General features: G+C 59.5%; 18 protein-coding genes. 14 read left to right on the top strand and 4 right to left on the bottom strand.

Annotated elements, in window-relative coordinates; translation table 11 throughout:
* The first annotated feature begins 2 nt into the window (after window positions 1–2).
* From BKD70_RS03845 to BKD70_RS03835, 3 genes are all read left to right on the top strand, one after another.
* Window positions 3–1,601, top strand: a complete 1,599-nt coding sequence (locus BKD70_RS03845; RefSeq protein WP_047278433.1) for a GMC family oxidoreductase — start codon at window positions 3–5, stop codon at window positions 1,599–1,601.
* Between the two features lie 124 nt (window positions 1,602–1,725).
* Window positions 1,726–2,208 carry a pantetheine-phosphate adenylyltransferase gene (gene coaD, locus BKD70_RS03840; RefSeq protein WP_047278434.1) on the top strand — a complete coding sequence of 161 codons (483 nt, stop codon included), beginning with the start codon at window positions 1,726–1,728 and terminating at the stop codon, window positions 2,206–2,208.
* A gap of 100 nt (window positions 2,209–2,308) precedes the next feature.
* Window positions 2,309–2,560: a YfhL family 4Fe-4S dicluster ferredoxin gene (locus BKD70_RS03835; protein WP_047278436.1), complete on the top strand. Its 252-nt coding sequence runs from the start codon at window positions 2,309–2,311 to the stop codon at window positions 2,558–2,560.
* Window positions 2,561–2,593: 33 nt separating this feature from the next.
* Here BKD70_RS03835 and mutM read toward each other — a convergent pair whose 3' ends face one another.
* Together mutM and BKD70_RS03825 are read right to left on the bottom strand one after the other, a co-directional pair.
* Window positions 2,594–3,406: a bifunctional DNA-formamidopyrimidine glycosylase/DNA-(apurinic or apyrimidinic site) lyase gene (mutM, locus tag BKD70_RS03830; RefSeq protein WP_047278438.1), complete on the bottom strand. Its 813-nt coding sequence runs from the start codon at window positions 3,404–3,406 to the stop codon at window positions 2,594–2,596.
* 23 nt (window positions 3,407–3,429) lie between these two features.
* A complete protein-coding gene (locus BKD70_RS03825; RefSeq protein WP_169836151.1) occupies window positions 3,430–4,242 on the bottom strand; it encodes an HDOD domain-containing protein in 813 nt (270 codons plus the stop codon).
* 201 nt (window positions 4,243–4,443) lie between these two features.
* Between BKD70_RS03825 and BKD70_RS03820 the strand changes: the two genes are divergently transcribed.
* Window positions 4,444–5,640, top strand: coding sequence for a class I SAM-dependent rRNA methyltransferase (locus BKD70_RS03820; RefSeq protein ID WP_047278442.1), 1,197 nt, complete (start codon window positions 4,444–4,446; stop codon window positions 5,638–5,640).
* A 50-nt stretch (window positions 5,641–5,690) separates the two neighbouring features.
* On the opposite strand, the gene BKD70_RS03815 is transcribed toward BKD70_RS03820, so the two are convergent.
* A complete protein-coding gene (locus BKD70_RS03815; RefSeq protein ID WP_047278444.1) occupies window positions 5,691–7,382 on the bottom strand; it encodes a DUF4153 domain-containing protein in 1,692 nt (563 codons plus the stop codon).
* A gap of 428 nt (window positions 7,383–7,810) precedes the next feature.
* Between BKD70_RS03815 and BKD70_RS03810 the strand changes: the two genes are divergently transcribed.
* The 8 genes from BKD70_RS03810 (at window position 7,811) to BKD70_RS03775 (ending at window position 16,620) form a co-directional block, all read left to right on the top strand.
* Complete coding sequence (locus BKD70_RS03810) at window positions 7,811–8,896, top strand: SagB/ThcOx family dehydrogenase (RefSeq protein WP_047278446.1); 1,086 nt, start codon at window positions 7,811–7,813, stop codon at window positions 8,894–8,896.
* Window positions 8,893–9,861: a diiron oxygenase gene (locus tag BKD70_RS03805; protein WP_240478040.1), complete on the top strand. Its 969-nt coding sequence runs from the start codon at window positions 8,893–8,895 to the stop codon at window positions 9,859–9,861. The genes BKD70_RS03810 and BKD70_RS03805 overlap by 4 nt, the downstream gene beginning before the upstream one ends.
* Window positions 9,854–11,047: an MFS transporter gene (locus BKD70_RS03800; RefSeq protein WP_047278450.1), complete on the top strand. Its 1,194-nt coding sequence runs from the start codon at window positions 9,854–9,856 to the stop codon at window positions 11,045–11,047. Before BKD70_RS03805 ends, BKD70_RS03800 begins: the two co-directional genes overlap by 8 nt.
* Window positions 11,048–11,281: 234 nt before the next feature.
* Window positions 11,282–13,129 carry a dihydroxy-acid dehydratase gene (gene ilvD / locus BKD70_RS03795; protein WP_047278452.1) on the top strand — a complete coding sequence of 616 codons (1,848 nt, stop codon included), beginning with the start codon at window positions 11,282–11,284 and terminating at the stop codon, window positions 13,127–13,129.
* A gap of 225 nt (window positions 13,130–13,354) precedes the next feature.
* Window positions 13,355–13,852 (top strand): Hcp family type VI secretion system effector, encoded by a 498-nt coding sequence (locus tag BKD70_RS03790; protein WP_047278453.1) that lies wholly within the window; start codon window positions 13,355–13,357, stop codon window positions 13,850–13,852.
* Window positions 13,849–14,217: a hypothetical protein gene (locus tag BKD70_RS24985; RefSeq protein WP_052892221.1), complete on the top strand. Its 369-nt coding sequence runs from the start codon at window positions 13,849–13,851 to the stop codon at window positions 14,215–14,217. The genes BKD70_RS03790 and BKD70_RS24985 overlap by 4 nt, the downstream gene beginning before the upstream one ends.
* Window positions 14,129–14,545, top strand: coding sequence for a DUF4225 domain-containing protein (locus BKD70_RS24075; RefSeq protein WP_080960378.1), 417 nt, complete (start codon window positions 14,129–14,131; stop codon window positions 14,543–14,545). The genes BKD70_RS24985 and BKD70_RS24075 overlap by 89 nt, the downstream gene beginning before the upstream one ends.
* Window positions 14,546–15,228: 683 nt before the next feature.
* A complete protein-coding gene (locus BKD70_RS03775; RefSeq protein ID WP_047278457.1) occupies window positions 15,229–16,620 on the top strand; it encodes an L-cystine transporter in 1,392 nt (463 codons plus the stop codon).
* A 53-nt stretch (window positions 16,621–16,673) separates the two neighbouring features.
* On the opposite strand, the gene BKD70_RS03770 is transcribed toward BKD70_RS03775, so the two are convergent.
* Complete coding sequence (locus BKD70_RS03770; protein WP_047278459.1) at window positions 16,674–17,186, bottom strand: dihydrofolate reductase; 513 nt, start codon at window positions 17,184–17,186, stop codon at window positions 16,674–16,676.
* Window positions 17,187–17,277: 91 nt separating this feature from the next.
* Between BKD70_RS03770 and BKD70_RS03765 the strand changes: the two genes are divergently transcribed.
* Both BKD70_RS03765 and BKD70_RS03760 read left to right on the top strand, forming a co-directional pair.
* On the top strand, window positions 17,278–18,660 hold the full coding sequence (locus BKD70_RS03765) for a DUF2868 domain-containing protein (protein WP_047278461.1): 1,383 nt from the start codon (window positions 17,278–17,280) through the stop codon (window positions 18,658–18,660).
* Window positions 18,653–20,017 (top strand): DUF3482 domain-containing protein, encoded by a 1,365-nt coding sequence (locus BKD70_RS03760; protein ID WP_047278464.1) that lies wholly within the window; start codon window positions 18,653–18,655, stop codon window positions 20,015–20,017. The genes BKD70_RS03765 and BKD70_RS03760 overlap by 8 nt, the downstream gene beginning before the upstream one ends.
* Window positions 20,018–20,035 lie beyond the last annotated feature (18 nt).

Here is a 20,035-nt window from a genome sequence, read left to right as displayed (position 1 = left end):
TTATGCCTGTCCCCGACCTCTTTCGCGACGGCATGGCCCGTGGCTGGAAAACCCTCAACGGTGCGCAGCTCGACCATGACCTGATCCTGGACGCCGACGTTGCCATCATCGGCAGCGGCGCAGGGGGCGGCACCACGGCCGAGATCCTCAGTGCAGCGGGCTTGAAGGTGCTGTTGATCGAAGAAGGCCCGCTCAAAACCAGCAGTGATTTCAAGATGCTCGAAGACGAGGCGTACGCCAGCCTCTATCAGGAGGGCATCGGCCGCATGAGCAAAGACGGCGCCGTGAGCATTTTGCAAGGCCGGGCGGTGGGCGGAACCACGCTGGTGAATTGGACGTCCAGCTTTCGCACGCCCGCGCCCACCCTTGAACAGTGGGCCCGTGAGCATGCGGTGGTCGGTCATGGCAGCGAACAGATGGCGCCCTGGTTCGAGCGCATGGAGCAACGCCTGGGCGTGGCACCCTGGCGGGTCCCGCCCAATGCCAATAATCAGGTGCTGCAAACCGGCTGCGAGCAGTTGGGTTACAGCTGGGACGTCATCCCGCGCAACGTGCGCGGGTGCTGGAACCTCGGTTATTGCGGCATGGGCTGCCCGACCAACGCCAAGCAGTCGATGCTGGTAACGACCATCCCCGCCACCCTCGAAAACGGGGGGCAATTGCTGTATCTGGCACGCGCCCACCGCCTGTTGATTAAGGGCGATCAGGTCACAGGGCTGGAATGCCAAGCCATGGACCCGCGCTGCGTCGCCCCCACCGGCCGGCTGATCACGGTCAGGGCGCGGCATTACGTGCTCTCGGGCGGTGGCATCAATACCCCCGGCCTGTTGCTGAGGTCGGACGCACCCGATCCCCATAAAACGCTGGGCAAGCGGACATTTCTGCACGTGGTCAACTTTTCTGCCGCACAGTTTCCTACCGCCATTAACGGGTTTTACGGTGCCCCGCAGTCGATTTACTCAGACCATTTTCAGTGGAAAGACGGCGTGACCGGGCCGATGGGCTACAAACTCGAAGTACCGCCCTTGCACCCGGCGCTGGCCGCCACCCTGTTTGCCCGCTATGGCGAAACCGGTGCGCAACACATGGCGCAGTTGCCCAACACCCAGATGATGCTGGCCCTGATGCGCGACGGTTTTCACCCCGACAGCCCCGGCGGCAGCGTTGAATTGCGCAGCGACGGCTCTGCGGTGCTGGATTACCGCCTCACGGCATACGGCTGGGAGGGGTTGAGGCGGGCCTTTCACAGCATGGCCGAGGTTCAATTTGCCGCAGGCGCCAGCGCCGTGATGCCACTGCACAGCGATGCGCGTATGTGCACAAACCTGCGAGAAACCCGTGAACTGATCGACAGTTTGAGCCTTGAGCTGTATCGGACACGTCTGGCCAGCGCCCACGTGATGGGCGGCTGCGCGATGGGTGAGAATCCGCACTTCGCCGTCACTGACAGCCTTGGGCGACATCATCAACTGAGCAATGTGTCGGTACATGACGGCTCATTATTCCCCACCAGCATTGGCGCCAACCCGCAACTGTCGGTGTATGGGCTCACGGCAAAACTGGCGACACTGTTGGCCGAACGCCTGGTAAAAGCCGGATGAAAACTGAAAATAATCGGCAAATCAGCGGCGTCTATAGTGCTTTCTACTGCGAATGGCGACTTGGCCGACCGGGATTGCTGCGATACCATCCGACTCCCCAACGGATTCCCGCCAGGACGACGCGATGAACCGAGTGTTGTACCCAGGTACATTCGACCCTATTACCAAGGGCCATGGCGACCTGGTTGAACGCGCTTCGCGCCTGTTCGACCACGTCATCATTGCTGTCGCTGCCAGCCCCAAGAAAAACCCGCTGTTCCCCCTGGAACAACGCGTTGAGCTGGCGCGCGAAGTCACCAAACACCTGCCCAATGTCGAAGTGGTCGGTTTCTCGACCCTGCTTGCGCATTTCGCCAAAGAGCAGAACGCCAATGTATTTTTGCGCGGCCTGCGAGCGGTGTCGGACTTCGAATATGAGTTTCAGCTGGCGAACATGAATCGCCAACTGGCACCGGATGTTGAGAGTCTGTTCCTGACGCCGTCGGAGCGTTATTCGTTCATATCGTCGACGTTAGTGCGAGAAATCGCAGCGTTGGGCGGTGATATCAGCAAGTTCGTGCACCCGGCCGTGGCCGATGCCCTGACTGAGCGCTTTCGCAAGAAGTGACCGCTGAAGCGGCGCCCGCGTGCACTGCGGGCGCCAATGCGGCACAATTGCCCGCATTCGATTTCAGTTGCCCGGGCCGACCGCCCCGGCAGGAGTACCCATGTCCCTGATCATCACCGACGATTGCATCAATTGCGACGTCTGCGAACCCGAGTGTCCGAACGCCGCGATCTCCCAAGGTGAAGAGATCTACGTCATTGACCCGAACCTGTGCACCCAGTGCGTCGGTCACTACGACGAGCCGCAGTGCCAGCAGGTCTGCCCGGTCGACTGCATCCCACTGGATGAAGCCCACCCGGAAACCGAAGAACAGCTGATGGAAAAATACCGTCAGATCACTGGCAAGGCGTAAAACAACACGGTGCCGTCAGCCGCGCGACCCGACTCAGGTCTGGCAGCGCGGGCAGAACACGCTTGAGCGCTGGCCCAGCTTGACCTCGCGCAATTCGCTGCCGCACACCTTGCACTGCTCGTAGGCGCGCCCGTACACAAACAGTTCTTGCTGGAAGTAGCCGGGCTGGCCATCGCCACCAATGAAGTCCCGCAGGGTGGTGCCCCCGCGCTCAATGGCTGCCGCCAATATGCGTTTGATCTCGATCGCCAGCTTCAGATAGCGAGCCCGCGAAATGCTTTTGGCTTCGCGGCGCGGGTCAATCCCAGCCGCAAACAGCGCTTCAGTCGCATAGATATTGCCCACGCCCACCACGACGGCGTTGTCCATGATGAACGGCTTGACCGCCATGGCGCGTTTGCGCGACAGCTGGAACAGGCGCTCGCCGTCAAACAGATCGGTCAGTGGCTCAGGCCCCAGACGCAACAGCAATGCGTGGTTGAGCGGGTCGTGGGTCCAGAGCATCGCGCCAAAGCGGCGCGGGTCGGTGTAGCGCAGGGCAAGCCCGGACTCCAGCTCGATGTCCACGTGCTCATGCTTGGCCGCCAGTGACCCCGCCTCAACCAGACGCAAATTACCCGACATGCCCAAATGGCTGATCAATGTCCCGACTTCGGCGTTAATCAGCAGGTACTTGGCGCGACGTTCGACCCCGACGATTTTCTGCCCGGACAAACGCACATCCAGGTCTTCGGGAATCGGCCAACGCAGGCGCCGCTCACGCACGATCACCCGGCTGACCCGCTGCCCTTCGAGGTGCGGGGCAATGCCGCGGCGAGTGGTTTCGACTTCAGGTAATTCAGGCATTCGACACTCCGGCGGGGGACAACCTAGTGGGCACCCAACTCGCGGATGCTTTCCTTGAGGTTCTCAAAGTCATATTCGGACAGACCGATGTAATCCAGCACCAGATGGCTGATGCTGTTCCATTCGTGGTCTTCGCGCTGATTGCCCAAGACCTTGTGCGAGGCACAAATATGCTCGGCCATCTTGAGGATCGCCAGCAGGTTTTTCAGTTGGCTGTGGCGCGACGAGTCGTCGCTGAAGATCGCCAGCGCGTTGTGGTGATTGGCAATGGCGTGGGTCAGGTGTTCCGGCAAGCGCCAGGACTTGGCCGTGTAGTAGCCGACCACCGCATGGTTGGTGTTGAAGTGGGTGTTTTCGGTGTCGACCACGCGACTGTTCGGACCGGCATTGGCGTAGGCCTGTTCCAGCACTGACATGTAGTTGGGGAAGCGCTTGAGCATCAACGGGATGCCGCAATCGTGAAACAGCCCTAACGCGTAGGCTTCATCGACCGCCTGCGAGCCGGTGCGCTTGGCCAGTGTCATGCTGGTCATGGCCACGTCCTGGGCGCTGTCCCAGAACCGGTTGAGGGTTACGATGGTTTCGTCGCACATCTCGCCTTTGATCGACTGCGCATTGATCAAATTGATCACCGTCCGGCAGCCCAGCAACGTCACGGCCCGCTTGATGGACGCAATCTTGTTGGTCAGGCCGTAATGCGGCGAGTTGACGATTTTCAGCAAGGCGCCCGACAAACCGGGGTCTTGGGCGATCAGGCGGGAAATGGCCTCCAGGTCCGGATCGGGCATGTACTGCTCCATCTGCAAATCCACCATGATTTGCGGTTGAGGCGGCACGCTAATGCCTTGCAGCGTTTGGCTGATCTGTTCGGATGAAAGCTCTGGGGGCATGACGACACACTCTGGAATAGCCCGCGATTCTAACGGAATTTACCGCAGCTTTGCGCAGGCAATCCGACACAATGCGGTGAATCAGCCAAGCCCCGCGTGCGCGTCTAGGGCTATAATCGCGCCCTTTTCAATACCCGGAGCGACGTCATGTCCCTGCCAAGCCTGCGCCTTAAAGCCAATGCCGATCGACGCCTGCGCGCCGGCCACTTGTGGGTCTACAGCAACGAAATCGATGTCGCCACCACGCCGTTGCACGGTTTCAAGGCTGGTGACCAAGCGGTGCTGGAGACTGCTGGCGGCAAACCGCTGGGCATCGTTGCCATGAGCCCGAACAACCTGATCTGCGCGCGTTTGCTGTCGCGCGACGTCAAAGTGCCACTGGACAAGTCGTTCTTGGTTCACCGCCTCAACGTGGCGCTTTCGCTGCGTGATCGCCTGTTCGACAAACCGTTTTACCGCCTGGTGTACGGCGATTCGGATTTACTGCCGGGCCTGGTAGTGGATCGTTTCGGCGACATTCTGGTGGTGCAACTGGCTTCCGCGACCATGGAGCAGCACAAGGCCGACGTGATCGCCGCGCTGGTTCAGGTGGTCAAGCCGAGCGGCATTCTGTTCAAGAACGACTCGGCCGCCCGTGATGCCGAAGGCCTTGAGCGTTACGTCGAAACCGTGTTTGGTCTGGTGCCGGAGTGGGTTGCGCTGGAAGAAAACGGCGTGAAGTTTGAAGCCCCGGTCATCGCCGGACAAAAAACCGGCTGGTTCTACGACCACCGCATGAACCGTGCCCGTCTGGCGCCGTATGCCAAGGGCAAGCGCGTTCTGGACCTGTACAGCTACATCGGCGGCTGGGGCATCCAGGCTGCTGCCTTTGGCGCCAGCGAAGTCATGTGCGTGGATGCATCGTCGTTCGCACTGGACGGCGTCGAGCGCAACGCGGCACTCAACGGTTTCGCGGACCGCGTGACCTGCCTGGAAGGCGACGTGTTTGAAGCGCTTAAAGAGCTGAAAGCCAACGAAGAGCGTTTCGACGTGATCGTGGCCGACCCGCCGGCGTTCATCAAACGTAAAAAAGACCTGAAAAACGGCGAAGGCGCCTACCGCCGCCTGAACGAGCAAGCCATGCGCCTGCTCACCAAAGACGGCATTCTGGTCAGCGCATCGTGCTCGATGCACTTGCCCGAAGACGACCTGCAAAACATCCTGCTGACCAGCGCCCGTCACCTGGACCGCAATATCCAGTTGCTGGAACGCGGCAGCCAGGGCCCGGATCACCCGGTACACCCGGCGATCCAGGAAACGCGCTACATCAAGAGCATCACCTGCCGTTTGCTGCCAAACAGCTAAACGGGCACGTTCCACAGCCGCTACCGACGGTAGCGGCTGTGGCTTCAGGCTTATGGCTGCGGTTCTCGATCCAGCTTGGGGCTCAGTTCTGTGGTGCCAATCTGTAAAGACTGATAGCGCGGCTTGACCACCTTCACCTTCCCCTGACGAATCGCCTCAATCAACTCGGGAGAGTTGTCGCTTTCCTCGTAGGTGCCCGCCCGTTTCCATTGGCCTTGGGCGTCGCGCGTAAAAAAGTACACAGGGCCCGACCACTTCTGCTTCGGCAACTGCAGCACTTCCATCTGCCCGTCGTTATTCAGATCCACCGCCCACAACGCGCACCCCGGTGCCCAGCAGGGCTGGCCGCCGATGCCCCTATCAGCGAACTGCTCACTGCCTTCGACTTTAGGGCCGATCCATTCCAGCATCCGCTCACTTGGCCCGCTAACCCGGTCCCCCATGTCCGCCTCTTTGAGACGCTTCAACAGCACGTCACGCTGTGGCGCCGACAACACCTGCCCCTGCTCCACCTGCGCCAACAAGGCCTCAAAAGCCTGTTTGCCGGGAGGTCCCAAACGGTAACGCAAGGTGTCTGCATCAAAGGTGTCGACCGACGCTTTGCCGCTCAAAACCCGGTTGACCTGATTCTGGGCACTGAACTGCAGCGGGCTGAACCACGGGGTATGAATCGCCAATAACAGCAACACGCTCAACAACGCGATCAACGGGTTGCTGACTCGCAAACGCGCCAACCACTGATGCTGTGGCAGCACCACGGCCCAGACAGCCGCCAGGCTGTGCAACACCATCACGACCACCAGCAGCATCGCCAACAGACGGGTCGGCGTCAGGCCATACTGTTCAATTCTTAACCAGGTCGAATACCCGGCCAGCACCACCAGAACCGGCAGGCACAACAAACACAGGTCGACCATGCGCAGTAGCCACTTGGGGTAGCCAATCTCGTGTTCGCCGTCCTGTACCACGCCGTTGAGCAGGAACAGGATGACGGCCACCAGACACACCATGATTGGCGTCGAATAACCCGTGTCCCAAATCGGCCCCAGTCCGGTGAAGGGCAAGGCGAAGGTAAACACCAGGCCAATCAGCACGCCAAGCGGCAGCAAGAACCGGCACAACGTGAGCAGAATGCCGCGCAGCAAGCCGATCACCCGATCATTGTCCCGGCCCATCTTCAGGCCCAGAGCAAACACCATGGCCGAACTGATGTAGATAAATCCGTCGGTGGAAAACAATGTGTTCAGCGCCACAATGCCGAGCATTTTGAACAGGCCGCCCCACAACAGGATCAACGCCCAGAACACCGCGTTAAGCAGCAGCCCCAGTAGCACGATGAACACCGTGTCCCACGCGTGGCGGAACAAGTCTTCATAGCGTGGGAAACGCCCTTCGCGGGTCGGCCAGCTGAGGATGAAGACCGTGCAGATGTACGCAATCACCACCCCGAAACAGGTCCAACTGCCCGTCAGCCAACTGCTTGAACGCCACTGCTCACCCCCTTCCCAGAACACCCAGGCGCTGATGGCGCTCATCACGCCCGTCAGGCCCAGTACCAGCCAGCCGGTGCCGCGCTGACGCACGTTATCGCCCAGCAGCAGCACGTTGATGCCCCCCACCAACACCGCCGTCACCAGTGCGAACTTGAGGCCGTTTTCGGTGATAGAGCGGGCCAGCCAGAGCAACACCCCCTGCACGAGGCCAATGGCCAGGCAGGTCTTGATGGAGCGTGTAATGACCATCGTTCAAAATCCCTGTAAGAAAAGCACCTCGACACTTTAAGCCTTAATACCAAAATCGCCTATACAGAGCGCTTTCAGCGAACTACCTGTAGATAAAACTCGTATTTAACTCTTACTTAAGAGTATTCCCACATGAAAGCGGGCAATAACTCACTTCATATAACATTGTTGTTTTTCCGTAAGCAGCTAGTTTTAACCAAGTCACTTCGAGAACGACGCAGTACGAAGTGACTGCACTTACTCCCTGAAGTCACCCACTTTTATGTAAGGAGCACGATGATGAAAGCCATTTCTCTAGAAGCTAGCAAAATCGCCAACCTGGCCTGTCTGGCCGTCCCTCCTCAGCGCTAACGCAACGTCGCTGACAATGAAGCCGGGGCCTGCCGACACCCCGGCTTCATTACCTTCCCCTTCAGAGCTGTTGATCCATGCATATAAATCCTTACTTGTTTATATTGGCCCGGCCACCGCATCACATTGTCTGGAACTATTCCAATCACACGCAATTTGAACTCGACTTCCACTACAGCAAGCGATTAACCCAACTTATTACTTGCCCTGAACTTTTCGACCCCAACAGCACTGTCGATCAGGACTTTCTGGCGGCTTCGATTATTACGGACGAAGAAATCCCCACACCGGAATGGGGCTGGGATGACCTCTCCCGAATCTTCCATATCGGCACCAAGAACCTGCCGCAGGAGCACATTCCTCAAGACGTCCATGAATGGGCCGTGCAGTACCTGGCACACTGCAACGAAGTCTTGAGCACCCCGGCCCCCGAGCCCAATCGTATCGATCCTCATAACGCCAATCTGGTGGCCCTGCCCGTGTGCAAGCCTGCCGACGCCTTGAAAGGTTCGCTGGCCACTGCATTGATCAACCGCAAAACGTCCCGCTCTTTTACCGGGCAAAGCCTTTCATTGCGCCAACTCAGCACCTTGCTTTACCTATCACTCGGCTATCTGAACGAACGTCGGGGCGAGATCAATCTGTCCATTCCACTGGGCATGGAAGCGCGTCGCAGCAGTCCTTCCGGCGGCGGACTCAACGCCTGCGAGGGTTATGTGTATGTGCAGCACGTGACCGGTCTCAAGGCTGGCGTGTATGCCTATTCAAGTGACCTGCATGCCCTGAGCCTCATCAGCCCGCTCCCGGACGAGCCTTTGGGCAAGCTGCTGTGCGGCCAGCATTTCATCAACACCCTGCCCGTCGGGCTGTTCATCACCTCGCGCTTCGACAAATTGTGGTGGAAGTACGAGCACTCACGGGCTTATCGCATGGCCTACGTTGAGGCCGGGCATATCGCTCAAACGTTCCAGCTTGTGGCCACACAGTTGGGGCTGGATACCTGGCTGACCGGTGCCCTGACCGATGACCGTGTAGAAGCGCTGCTGGGCCTGGACGACAGCCCCGAACAGCCCTTGTTTTTTGTGGGCTGCGGCAAAGGCGACGGCCAAGTGCAATGCCAGGAACTGATGGCGCTCATCCAGCACAAGGACCCCGCACCGTGAACAAACCCTGCCCCCAAAGAACGTGTGCCTCCCCTGCGCCCTACACGTTGGCTGGCTGGGACACCAACGCCAGCGTGCGTCTGGATCGCACCCCTTACGCCTTGCCTGCCGACCTGGAGTCCCAACTGGGCGACCGCCACTGGTTTGTGCCCGCCTTCATGCCTTACCTCGATCACCCGGACATCGTGCAGGCAGGCACGTCCGTGGTGCGGCGCCTGGAGGCCAATCAACTGGTGTACTTCCTCGACTACACCACGGTGCTGGAACACAAACTGGTTAACCGCGCGCTCGAGACCCTGATCCACAACGAACTCGGCCTTCACGTGCCGCTCGCCATGAAAAACGCCGCCTTGCAGCTGTACACCGACGAGGGCTATCACGCGCTGTTCTCCAACCAGATCGCCGAACAGGTGGCTGAGCTGTACGGCATCAACAACCGCTCCCGCCCCGCCCACCGCATCCAGCGCCTGCAGCATCAAATAGACATCTGCCGACCGGCGGACAGGGCTCTGCACTGGTTTTTGATCGGCTTTGTGTCCGAGACGATCATTGCCAAAGAGCTGCTCGGCGCCATCCATGTCCCGCTGGTGTCCACCGTGCTGGACATGTTCAAAAGCCATCTTGGGGACGAAGCCCGTCACAGCCGGTACTTTAGTGAAGTGTTCGCCCATGTGTGGTCGTTGCTCGATGACGTCCAGCGCGCCAAAGCGGCCACCCAGTTACTCACCCTCCTCGGCATCTTTTTCGAAAGCGACACCCGTTGGCTGAAAGAAAGCCTCGCCAGTGTCGACCTCAACCCGACCACTATCGAACAGATCTGCATCCAGTTGCAGCAGCCCGCCGTTCACCAACAACGCGTGCGTGCCGGGGCCAGAGCCACCGTGCTGGCGTTGGCCAATGCCGGTTTTTTCACCCTGGAGCACAACCGGCGACTGTTCTTGAGCGCGGGGTTTATGGATGCCTGAAACGCCCGCGACCAGACCGGGTCTGGCGATTTTCATGTTGCTCAGCATGGTGGTGCTCGGGGTGTTCCCGCTGGACGTCGTATTGCCCTCATTTCCGGCCCTGGCTGACTACTTTCAACGAACACCGGGCGATATCGCACTGTCCATCAGCCTGTTCGCTATTGGCATTTCGCTTTCACAACTGCTCATAGGTCCGCTTTCTGACCGCATAGGGCGCAAATCCTTGCTGCTTGCGGGCATGGCCCTGTCGATTGTCGGCGCGGCGGGTTGCGTGCTGTCCACGGATTACGGCGGATTTCTGCTGTTCAGGTGCCTGCAGGCCGTCGGGTGCGGGTGTTTCGTTTTGTCTCAAGCCTTGATCCAAGACCTGTTCACCGGCAAGCAACGGGACCATCTGCGCATCCTGATGGTCACCGCCAGCGGGCTGGCGATCTCGCTCTCACCCTTGGCGGGCACCGTGTTGCAGGACGCCTTCGATTGGCCCGGCAGCTTCTGGGTGTTCATTGCGCTGGGGTTGACCGTCTGGGTCATTGCCTGGAGGCACTTAAGGGACAACCCCGCGCGCAATCCGTCCTCCCACAGCCTGCTGAGGGCCTACGCCCTTGTGTGCCGCAATCCCACGTTCATCAGCTACTGGTTGATATCGGCCATCGCTTTCGCCTGCCATTTTTCATTCATCGTCATGTCGCCCTTGTTGTTTCTGGAGCAACTGCACCTGTCCAGCTACACCTTCTCGCTGATACTGCTGGTGTACGGCGCAGCCTATGTGGGCGGCGGCGTGTTGGCTCATGGACTCAGCAAACGCATTAGCGCGAACCGACAGATCATTGCCGGGCTGTTATTGATCGTTTTGGCGGGGGGCTTGATGGGGCTGCTGCACCGCCACGCAGGCTTGACGGTCTTTAACGTGCTGCTGCCCATGATGGTCTGCACCATGGGCATCACCATCGCCCGGCCAATTGCCACCTCACGGGCGATGGACGTCTTTCCTGATCTGGCAGGCACGGCGTCGTCAGCCGGCAGCGCGCTGATCTTCATCTGCGGCGGGGTTGTCAGTGCCTGGGTCAACCTCAGCCCGGCCAGCCTGCCAGTGACGCTGGCGACCACCTTCATGGCGCTGGGCCTGATTGCGCTGGGCTTGATCCTGGCAACCTGCCGACGCCTGCGCGAACAGCGCCCGGCATAGCCCTTGCTCTGTGGGCCGTGCGTTAGGCCCATTCCCTCCGCCCGCCAGCCGTGTAGAATCGACGCATTCATCGCCAATCATCCCCGGCGGGTTTATGAGCTCAGGCCCAGACGCGCGGCGATCCCGCAGCGTTAACGGCAGCTTGCTGACACGTAGTCATTTTCTGTGTTGTCAGTCAGCGATTAGAAGCTCACTTCCCTGTTTGTTACCTGATTAGCCGCCCGGAGTTGCTCCATGCCTGACTATCGTTCGAAAACCTCCACCCATGGCCGCAACATGGCCGGTGCGCGCGCGTTGTGGCGCGCCACGGGGATGAAAGATGCCGACTTCAAGAAGCCGATCATCGCCATTGCCAACTCCTTTACCCAATTCGTGCCGGGCCACGTCCACCTCAAGGACATGGGCCAACTGGTCGCCCGCGAGATTGAGCGCGCAGGCGGCGTTGCCAAAGAATTCAACACCATCGCCGTGGACGACGGCATCGCCATGGGCCATGACGGCATGCTCTATTCGCTGCCGAGCCGCGAGATCATTGCCGACTCCGTGGAGTACATGGTCAACGCCCACTGCGCCGACGCCATCGTGTGCATTTCCAACTGCGACAAAATCACCCCCGGCATGCTGATGGCCTCGTTGCGCCTCAACATCCCGGTGATTTTCGTCTCCGGCGGGCCGATGGAAGCGGGCAAAACCAAGCTCGCCAGCCACGGCCTCGATCTGGTGGATGCCATGGTGATTGCAGCCGACTCCAGCGCTTCTGACGAGAAGGTTGCCGAGTACGAGCGCAGCGCCTGCCCGACCTGCGGTTCATGTTCCGGCATGTTCACCGCCAACTCGATGAACTGCCTGACTGAAGCCCTCGGCCTGGCGCTGCCGGGCAACGGCTCGACACTGGCCACCCACAGCGACCGCGAGCAACTGTTCCTGCAAGCAGGCCGCACCATCGTCGACCTGTGCCGCCAGTACTACGTCGAAAACGACGAATCGGTACTGCCGCGCAACATCGCCAACTTCAAGGCATTCGAAAATGCCATGACGCTGGACATCGCCATGGGCGGCTCGACCAACACCATCCTGCATTTGTTGGCCGCCGCCCAGGAGGCCGAGATCGACTTCGACCTCAAGGACATCGACCGCCTGTCGCGCCACGTCCCGCAACTGTGCAAAGTGGCGCCGAACATCCAGAAGTACCACATGGAAGACGTGCACCGCGCTGGCGGCATTTTCTCCATCCTCGGCTCGCTGGCCCGTGGCGGCTTGCTGCACACCGACCTGCCGACGGTGCACAGCAAGACCATGGCCGACGCCATCTCCCAGTGGGACATCACCCAGACTGACAACGAAGCCGTGCACACCTTCTTCCGCGCGGGCCCGGCGGGCATCCCGACGCAAACCGCGTTCAGCCAGTCGACCCGCTGGGACACGCTGGACGACGACCGTGAAAACGGCTGCATTCGCAGCGTCGAACACGCTTACTCGCAGGAAGGCGGGTTGGCCGTGCTGTACGGCAACATCGCGCTGGATGGTTGCGTGGTGAAAACCGCCGGGGTCGATGAGTCGATTCACGTGTTCGAAGGCAACGCCAAAATCTTCGAAAGCCAGGACAGCGCCGTGCGCGGCATCCTCGCGGATGAAGTGCAGGCGGGCGACATCGTGATCATTCGCTACGAAGGCCCGAAAGGCGGGCCGGGCATGCAAGAGATGCTCTACCCCACCTCGTACCTCAAATCCAAAGGGCTGGGCAAAGCCTGCGCCTTGCTCACCGACGGACGCTTCTCGGGCGGTACGTCGGGCCTGTCCATCGGCCACGCCTCACCGGAAGCTGCGGCGGGCGGCGCGATTGGCCTGGTACAGGACGGCGACAAAGTCCTGATCGACATCCCGAACCGCTCGATCAACTTGTTGGTCAGCGACGAAGAACTGGCGGCGCGCCGGGTCGAGCAGGACAAAAAAGGCTGGAAACCGGTCGAAGTGCGTCCACGCAAAGTCACCACGGCATTGAAGGCATACGCCTTGCTCGCCACCAGCGCCGACAAGGGCGCGGTACGTGACAAAGCCTTGCTGGACAAACTGGTGCCGTAACCCACCTCGCCCCCCAAAATCCCGGCCATGTGCCGGGATTTTTAATGAGCGGGCAAAAGATATTCACCCTTGAAACCAAAAGCATCCGGAAAAGATGTGTCCTGGCTGGCATGCTCTGGATTCAAAGCTCATTTGCAATGCTTTATTTGAATTTCAGGAATCCCCCTACAGCCCATTAGCCACTACTGCAATACAGTCAGTGCTCAATTAAACGGGGATGCTGAAATGGCTAATCATGGCTACATGTCAATTACAGGAAGAAAACAAGGCCTAATATCTTCCGGCTGTTCGACCCAAGACTCTATAGGCAATAAATGTCAAATGGGCCACGCTGACGAAATCATGGTGTTAGCGTATTCACATGACATGGTGGCAGGCAGTGACGGGACAATTACTGGCGGTCGCGGACAACACAAACCTGTCGTTATTACAAAGAATATAGATAAGTCTTCGCCACTGATCGCTGCAGCACTTCACGATGGGGAGGAAGTCGAATGCATCATTGATTTTTATAGAACGTCTACAGTGGGCAGCCAAGAAAAATACTTCAACGTTCGCCTGTCTGGTGCACGCATTGCTTACATGAACATTCAAGTACCCCATGCTATTCATATGACAGATGGCCAGCCGCAAGAAATCGTTGCCATTCGTTATCGGGATATTACATGGACACACATCCCGGCTGGAACGAGTGCACATAGCTCATGGATAAACGAGATATGAACGACCAACAGTGTGACATCCACGATGTCACAAAAGCGGCCTCAGACCTGATGTCATTGGGTTGTTCAGCGACAGGAACTTTTCTCCCTGACGGTGTCATGCAGCTCACCTTCAGCTCGGCAATTGCAAATTACCTAAACAACGTCATTCGCGATGTCAATGACAGTGTTATCAGCGCCTGGGAAGGCATGCAGAAACTCAAAAGTGAATACGATGAATTAGCCAACAAAATAATATTCTATGCAAAAAACGGAATAGGCATTGCAGGGGGGTGCTATGCAAGTAAAAACAGGCGCCCAATCAATAGTAAGCACTCGGGGATTGGGTTTTGCATATGGAGGTCCGATGATCATGCACGGCCTTAATAACATATATGAAGGCGCGACCAATATTTACAATGGAAATAATGAAGCCGTAGGCTTTATCAGACAGGGCTACAGACAATTCTACAAAGATGCCTACCAAGGTGACATGGCGTACTACTCTGCCGATTTATTGTTATCAGCAACAGGACTCGCTAGACGTGTAGAAAAAGAAGACACATTCAAATTATTCAGACACATCCCCACCGACAGTGAGCATGCTTATAAACAAACAGGCAAAATTTCGTTAATTTTGGAAGCGCTTGTTGACGCATTTTCGTTGAACTCATTACTCAATTTGGAACATGACACGCACACGACTCAGCAATAAATCAAGGACCCACTACCCGAAAAACGTCCTAAGCCTTGGAATACCCCATGCCACCCCGACAACCACCAAGAATATATACATCGCTGCAGATATTACTTCAAAGTTCTCTTCAATCGATGGAAAGACTTCACGCAACCCCAGCATTATAAACACTGTATAAAATGCCGCATTGGCGAGAGCCATCAGGGTGACCAAGGAGTAATACCTAATATCTTTGAGCCTCATCCATTCATTCCTTATTGATTTCCAGCATTTTTTGAAGCAGGGATCATGCTTTGAGTTCTGCCTCAAGCGCTCCACTCGCACGGCTGGAGGTTGTCGCAGGGCAGGCGCTGGGCAGTTGGATATTTTGACCTCGCAGCCAAGCCTGCAAAGCCTGGGTGAATGGGTATTCATACATATGATGCCAACACCGATTCTGCTACTCCCCCCGGAGCGCTTGCGACCCGACTGATGGCACGTCAACGCAGCGCCGAATGCTGATTCGTCTGACGCATAGCCGCTATGCTTCTCTATAAGCGACACGAGAGGCACAAACAACCTTCGGCCTGTCGACAGGCTTATTCCCAAATCAAAGGTAGTCATTCCAGAACGGTATATTTCTAGCTATATCAACCTGTTAGCATTTCCGGTTCGAAATTGTTACATCCCAAGACTGGTACAAGTCGCCTCTCGGAGCTTTCATGAATTACCCGCTGATCCTCAATCTGCTGGTGTTCCTCGCGTTGCTGTTCGGCTTGTCGCTGACCCGCCACACCGCGTGGAGCCTTGCTAAAAAAGTCCTGCTGGCGCTGGTTGTCGGTGTGATTTTCGGTCTTGGTTTGCACCTTATCTATGGTGCTGAAAACCCTACCCTGAAAACGTCCATCGGCTGGTTCGATCTGGTTGGCAGCGGTTATGTGCAGTTGCTGCAAATGATCGTGATTCCGCTGGTATTTGCGTCGATCCTGAGCGCCGTGGCGCGGCTGCATAACGCGTCGTCGTTGGGCAAGATCAGCTTTTTGACCATCGGCACGCTGCTGTTTACCACCATGATCGCAGCGCTGGTGGGCATCGGCCTGACCAACCTGTTCGGCCTCACGGCTGAAGGTCTGGTGGCGGGCGCTGCGGAGATGAGCCGCCTGCAGATCATTCAAAGCGATTACGCAGGGAAAGTGGCCGACCTGAATGTGCCGCAGTTGCTGCTGTCGTTTATCCCGCAAAACCCGTTTGCCGACCTGGCCCGCGCCAAGCCGACGTCGATTATCAGCGTGGTGATCTTTGCTGCATTCCTGGGCGTTGCCGCGCTGCAACTGTTCAAGGATGAGCCGGAGAAAGGCAGCAAAGTGCTCAATGCCATCGACACCCTGCAAGCCTGGGTGATGCGTCTGGTACGTCTGGTCATGAAACTGACCCCGTACGGCGTGCTGGCCTTGATGACCAAAGTGGTGGCGACGTCCAACCTGCAAGACATCATCAAACTCGGCAGTTTCGTGGTGGTGTCTTACATCGGCCTGGCGCTGATGTTCGTGATTCACGGGCTGATCGTGTCGCTGTCCGGGGTTAACCCGCTGCGCTTCTTCCGTAAGGTCTGGCCGGTGCTGACGTTCGCGTTCACCAGCCGTTCAAGCGCAGCCAGCATTCCGTTGAGCATTGAGGCGCAAACCCGTCGCTTGGGGATTCCGTCGTCCATCGCCAGCTTTGCGGCCTCGTTTGGCGCGACCATCGGTCAAAACGGCTGTGCCGGTCTGTACCCGGCCATGCTGGCCGTGATGGTTGCCCCGACAGTGGGCATCAACCCGCTGGACCCGTTGTGGATTGCAACGCTGGTGGCGATCGTGACGCTGAGCTCAGCCGGTGTGGCTGGCGTGGGCGGTGGCGCAACCTTCGCTGCGCTGATCGTACTGCCCGCGATGGGCCTGCCAGTGTCGCTGGTGGCGCTGTTGATCTCGGTTGAACCGCTGATCGACATGGGCCGCACGGCCTTGAACGTGAGCGGCGCCATGGTGGCCGGTACGGTGACCAGCCAGATCATGAATGAGACGGATAAAGCCATTCTGGCTGAAGACGATCATGGCGAGCTGGCACACGCGTAACGCTTGACCCTCACTGACCCCTCTCCCTATGGGAGAGGGGCTTCAATGCTTGCTTAAGCCCTTTCCCACACTTCAAAACTGAACGCCGGTTTTCCGTCTTCAGCCGCATGCGGCTCGTTGGACACCAATGTCCACTGCGCCTGATCAAACTCAGGAAACCACGCATCGCCTTCCGGGCTCAGGCCCACACGCGTCAGGTACAACCGGTCGGCATCCGCCAGACCCTGGGTGTACATTTGCGCGCCCCCAATCAACATCACTTCGCTGACACCCTGTTCCACCGCCCAGGCCTGGGCGCGCGCGACGGCGGCATCGAGGGAGGCGAACACCTCGGCACCTTCGAGTTGCAAGCCGGTCTGACGACTGACGACAAGGTTCAACCGGCCCGGCAAGGGGCGGCCCAGCGAGTCCCAGGTTTTACGCCCCATGATGATGGGCTTGCCCAGGGTGGTGGCCTTGAAATATTTGAAGTCCGCCGGCAAATGCCACGGCATGCTGTTGTCGACGCCGATCACGCGGTTTTCACCGAGGGCTGCGATCAGGCTGAGGGGGAGTGTTTTTTTCATGGGGGCGAGGATACCAGAGCGACCCGCGCCCGCAGTACCCCGTCCGGCGCCGCAGCGGTTATGCTCTTGGCTCACTTGAATGGATCGGCCTGTGACTCAACTCTCTCCTTTGCAACGCCTTTGGCTGACTGAAACCGTGCGTCTGCGCGAAGCACATGCTGGCCCGCTGGATGATCTGGAAGCCAACCGCCGCGCCCGCACTACCTGCGGCGACTTGCCCGCACGCATTGAAAACCGGGCCCTGTGGCTGGCCGAGCGCGACGGTTTGCTCAGCGCCATGCTGCATTGGCTGCAAGGCGCGCGGCTGGCCCTGTTGGTGCTCGCGGTGATGGCTATCGTCAGCGGTGCCGGGCTGGCCTTTGCGGCGCTGGGCAACGGCCAGACACCGGTCAACGTGTTTTGGGCGCTGGGCAGTTTGCTCGGGCTCAACCTGATCCTGCTGCTGAGCTGGGTGGTCGGCCTGGTGTGTGCCGGTGAGCACGGTGCGGGTCTGGGCCGATTGTGGCTATGGCTCAGTGAAAAACTCGCCCGCGATGCCAAGGCCGCACAGCTTGGCCCCGCGTTAGTGCTGTTGCTGCAACGGCGCAAGCTCAATCGCTGGGCCGTTGGCGCGCTGGTCAATGGCCTGTGGCTGCTGGCCATGCTCAGCGCGCTGGTGATGATGTTGTTGCTCATGGCCACGCGCCGCTACGGGTTTATCTGGGAGACCACGATCCTCGGCGCCGATGTGTTCGTCGCTGCCACACGGGCGCTGGGCGCACTGCCGAACTGGCTGGGTTTCAGCGTGCCCACCGTGGAGATGATCCTCGTCAGCACGGACAGCAGTCTCTACAACAACGAGTTGGTTCGTCAGTCCTGGGCGATCTGGCTGGTCGGCGTTGTTCTGATCTATGGCGTGATCCCGCGCCTGCTGCTCTACGTTTTCTGCCGCTGGCGCTGGAAAACCGGACGCGACACCTTGCAGCTGGACCTCACCTTGCCCGGCTACAGCCAACTGCGCGAACCCTTAATGCCCAGCAGCGAGCGCCTGGGTGTCAACGACAGCGCGCCCGAACAGTTGCATCGCGTGCAGGCCGGGCAGTCGGCACTGCAAACCGATGGCGCACTGATCGTGGGCCTCGAACTCGACGACCAACAGCCATGGCCGCCCGCCTTACCTGCCTCGGTCAAAGACGCTGGCATCCTCGACAGCCGCGAGTCACGGCAAACCCTGCTGGAGCAAATGACCCGCTTCCCGCCCGCGCGCCTGGCGATTGCCTGTGATCCGCGGCGCTCACCGGACCGCGGCAGCCTGGCGTTGATTGGTGAACTGGCGCGCAGTGCCGCCGCCACGCGGGTCTGGTTGCTGCAAGCTCCGCCCGGTCAGGCGCTGGACGCTGACCGTCTGAGTGACTGGCATGCCGCGCTGGAGCAACTGGGCCTGCCCTTTGCCGCCAGCGCGCCCTTGAACTGGCTGGAGACGGGCCATGACTAAGCCTCTGACGCTGGCCGTGGTCGGCCACACCAATGTCGGCAAGACCTCGCTTTTGCGCACCCTCACCCGGGATGTCGGCTTTGGCGAAGTCTCCCATCGCCCCAGCACCACCCGGCACGTTGAAGGGGCACGCCTGTCAGTGGACGGCGAAGCCTTACTGGAGTTGTACGACACGCCGGGGCTGGAAGATGCCATCGCCCTGCTCAACTACCTGGAGCGCCTCGACCGCCCCGGTGAACGCTTGGACGGCCCGGCCCGGGTGGCGCGCTTCCTGGAAGGCAGCGAGGCCAGACAGCGCTTCGAGCAAGAGGCCAAAGTCCTGCGCCAACTGCTGGCTTCGGACGCCGGGCTCTACGTGATCGATGCCCGCGAACCGGTGCTCGCCAAATACCGTGACGAACTCAGCGTGCTGGCCAGTTGCGGCAAACCGCTGCTGCCGGTGCTCAATTTCGTCAGCAGTCCGCAACAGCGCGAACCCGAGTGGCGCGACGCCCTGGCGCGCCTCGGTTTGCATGCACTGGTGCGTTTCGACAGCGTCGCCCCGCCCGAGGATGGCGAACGGCGCCTGTATGAAAGCCTTGCGCTGCTGCTGGAGCACTCACGGGACGCGCTGCAGCGCCTGGTCACCGATCTGCAAGCCCAGCGCGAGGCCCGCAAGCACAGCGCGCTGCGCCTGATTGCCGAATTGCTGATCGACTGCGCGGCCTGTCGACGCAGCGTGGTCAGCAACAAAACGGCTGAACAGGAGGCCATTCATCAACTGCGTCAGGCCGTTCGCCAGCGCGAACAACGTTGCGTGGAAGCCCTGCTCAAGCTCTACGGTTTTCGCGCCAGCGACGCTGCGGCCAGCGATTTGCCACTGCTGGACGGGCGCTGGGGCGATGACTTGTTCAACCCCGAAACCCTCAAACAACTGGGCGTGCGCGTGGGCGGCGGTATTGCCGCAGGCGCCGCGGCAGGTGCGGGCGTGGACTTGATGGTGGGCGGCCTGACGCTGGGCGCGGCAGCGTTGGCCGGGGCCATTGCCGGTGGCGCCCTGCAAACCGCGCGCAGTTATGGCAGCCGCTTGCTGGGCAAAATCAAAGGCCAGCGCGAACTGACCGTGGACGACAGCGTGCTGCGCCTGCTGGCCTTGCGCCAACGCCAATTGCTGCATGCGCTGAACGCCCGAGGGCATGCCGCCGTCGACAGCATCAAGGTCGCCACGCCACAAGAGACCACCTGGCGCGAAGGCAAGCTGCCAGAAGCGCTGTACAAGGCGCGGGCGCACCCGCAGTGGTCGTCACTCAACCCGCACCCGAAGCTGAGCCAGGCTGAGCGTCAGGAGCAGATTGAAGCGTTGGCCGAACAGATCTGAGCCCAAGCGCCCGCACGT

This window comes from Pseudomonas sp. BS-2016 (genome assembly GCF_001806145.1).
Taxonomy (GTDB): domain Bacteria; phylum Pseudomonadota; class Gammaproteobacteria; order Pseudomonadales; family Pseudomonadaceae; genus Aquipseudomonas; species Aquipseudomonas lundensis.
The sequence above is the reverse complement of the archived record's forward strand: the minus strand, read 5'-3'. Positions and strand labels throughout refer to the sequence as shown.

Excerpts from the sequence above, each read along its gene's own strand:
- BKD70_RS03845 (WP_047278433.1), top strand. The coding sequence starts at position 3 with ATGCCTGTCCCCGACCTCTTTCGCGACGGCATGGCCCGTGGCTGGAAA.
- coaD (WP_047278434.1), top strand. The coding sequence starts at position 1,726 with ATGAACCGAGTGTTGTACCCAGGTACATTCGACCCTATTACCAAGGGC.
- BKD70_RS03835 (WP_047278436.1), top strand. The coding sequence starts at position 2,309 with ATGTCCCTGATCATCACCGACGATTGCATCAATTGCGACGTCTGCGAA.
- mutM (WP_047278438.1), bottom strand. The coding sequence starts at position 3,406 with ATGCCTGAATTACCTGAAGTCGAAACCACTCGCCGCGGCATTGCCCCG.
- BKD70_RS03820 (WP_047278442.1), top strand. The coding sequence starts at position 4,444 with ATGTCCCTGCCAAGCCTGCGCCTTAAAGCCAATGCCGATCGACGCCTG.
- BKD70_RS03815 (WP_047278444.1), bottom strand. The coding sequence starts at position 7,382 with ATGGTCATTACACGCTCCATCAAGACCTGCCTGGCCATTGGCCTCGTG.
- BKD70_RS03810 (WP_047278446.1), top strand. The coding sequence starts at position 7,811 with ATGCATATAAATCCTTACTTGTTTATATTGGCCCGGCCACCGCATCAC.
- BKD70_RS03800 (WP_047278450.1), top strand. The coding sequence starts at position 9,854 with ATGCCTGAAACGCCCGCGACCAGACCGGGTCTGGCGATTTTCATGTTG.
- ilvD (WP_047278452.1), top strand. The coding sequence starts at position 11,282 with ATGCCTGACTATCGTTCGAAAACCTCCACCCATGGCCGCAACATGGCC.
- BKD70_RS03790 (WP_047278453.1), top strand. The coding sequence starts at position 13,355 with ATGGCTAATCATGGCTACATGTCAATTACAGGAAGAAAACAAGGCCTA.
- BKD70_RS24985 (WP_052892221.1), top strand. The coding sequence starts at position 13,849 with ATGAACGACCAACAGTGTGACATCCACGATGTCACAAAAGCGGCCTCA.
- BKD70_RS24075 (WP_080960378.1), top strand. The coding sequence starts at position 14,129 with ATGCAAGTAAAAACAGGCGCCCAATCAATAGTAAGCACTCGGGGATTG.
- BKD70_RS03775 (WP_047278457.1), top strand. The coding sequence starts at position 15,229 with ATGAATTACCCGCTGATCCTCAATCTGCTGGTGTTCCTCGCGTTGCTG.
- BKD70_RS03770 (WP_047278459.1), bottom strand. The coding sequence starts at position 17,186 with ATGAAAAAAACACTCCCCCTCAGCCTGATCGCAGCCCTCGGTGAAAAC.
- BKD70_RS03760 (WP_047278464.1), top strand. The coding sequence starts at position 18,653 with ATGACTAAGCCTCTGACGCTGGCCGTGGTCGGCCACACCAATGTCGGC.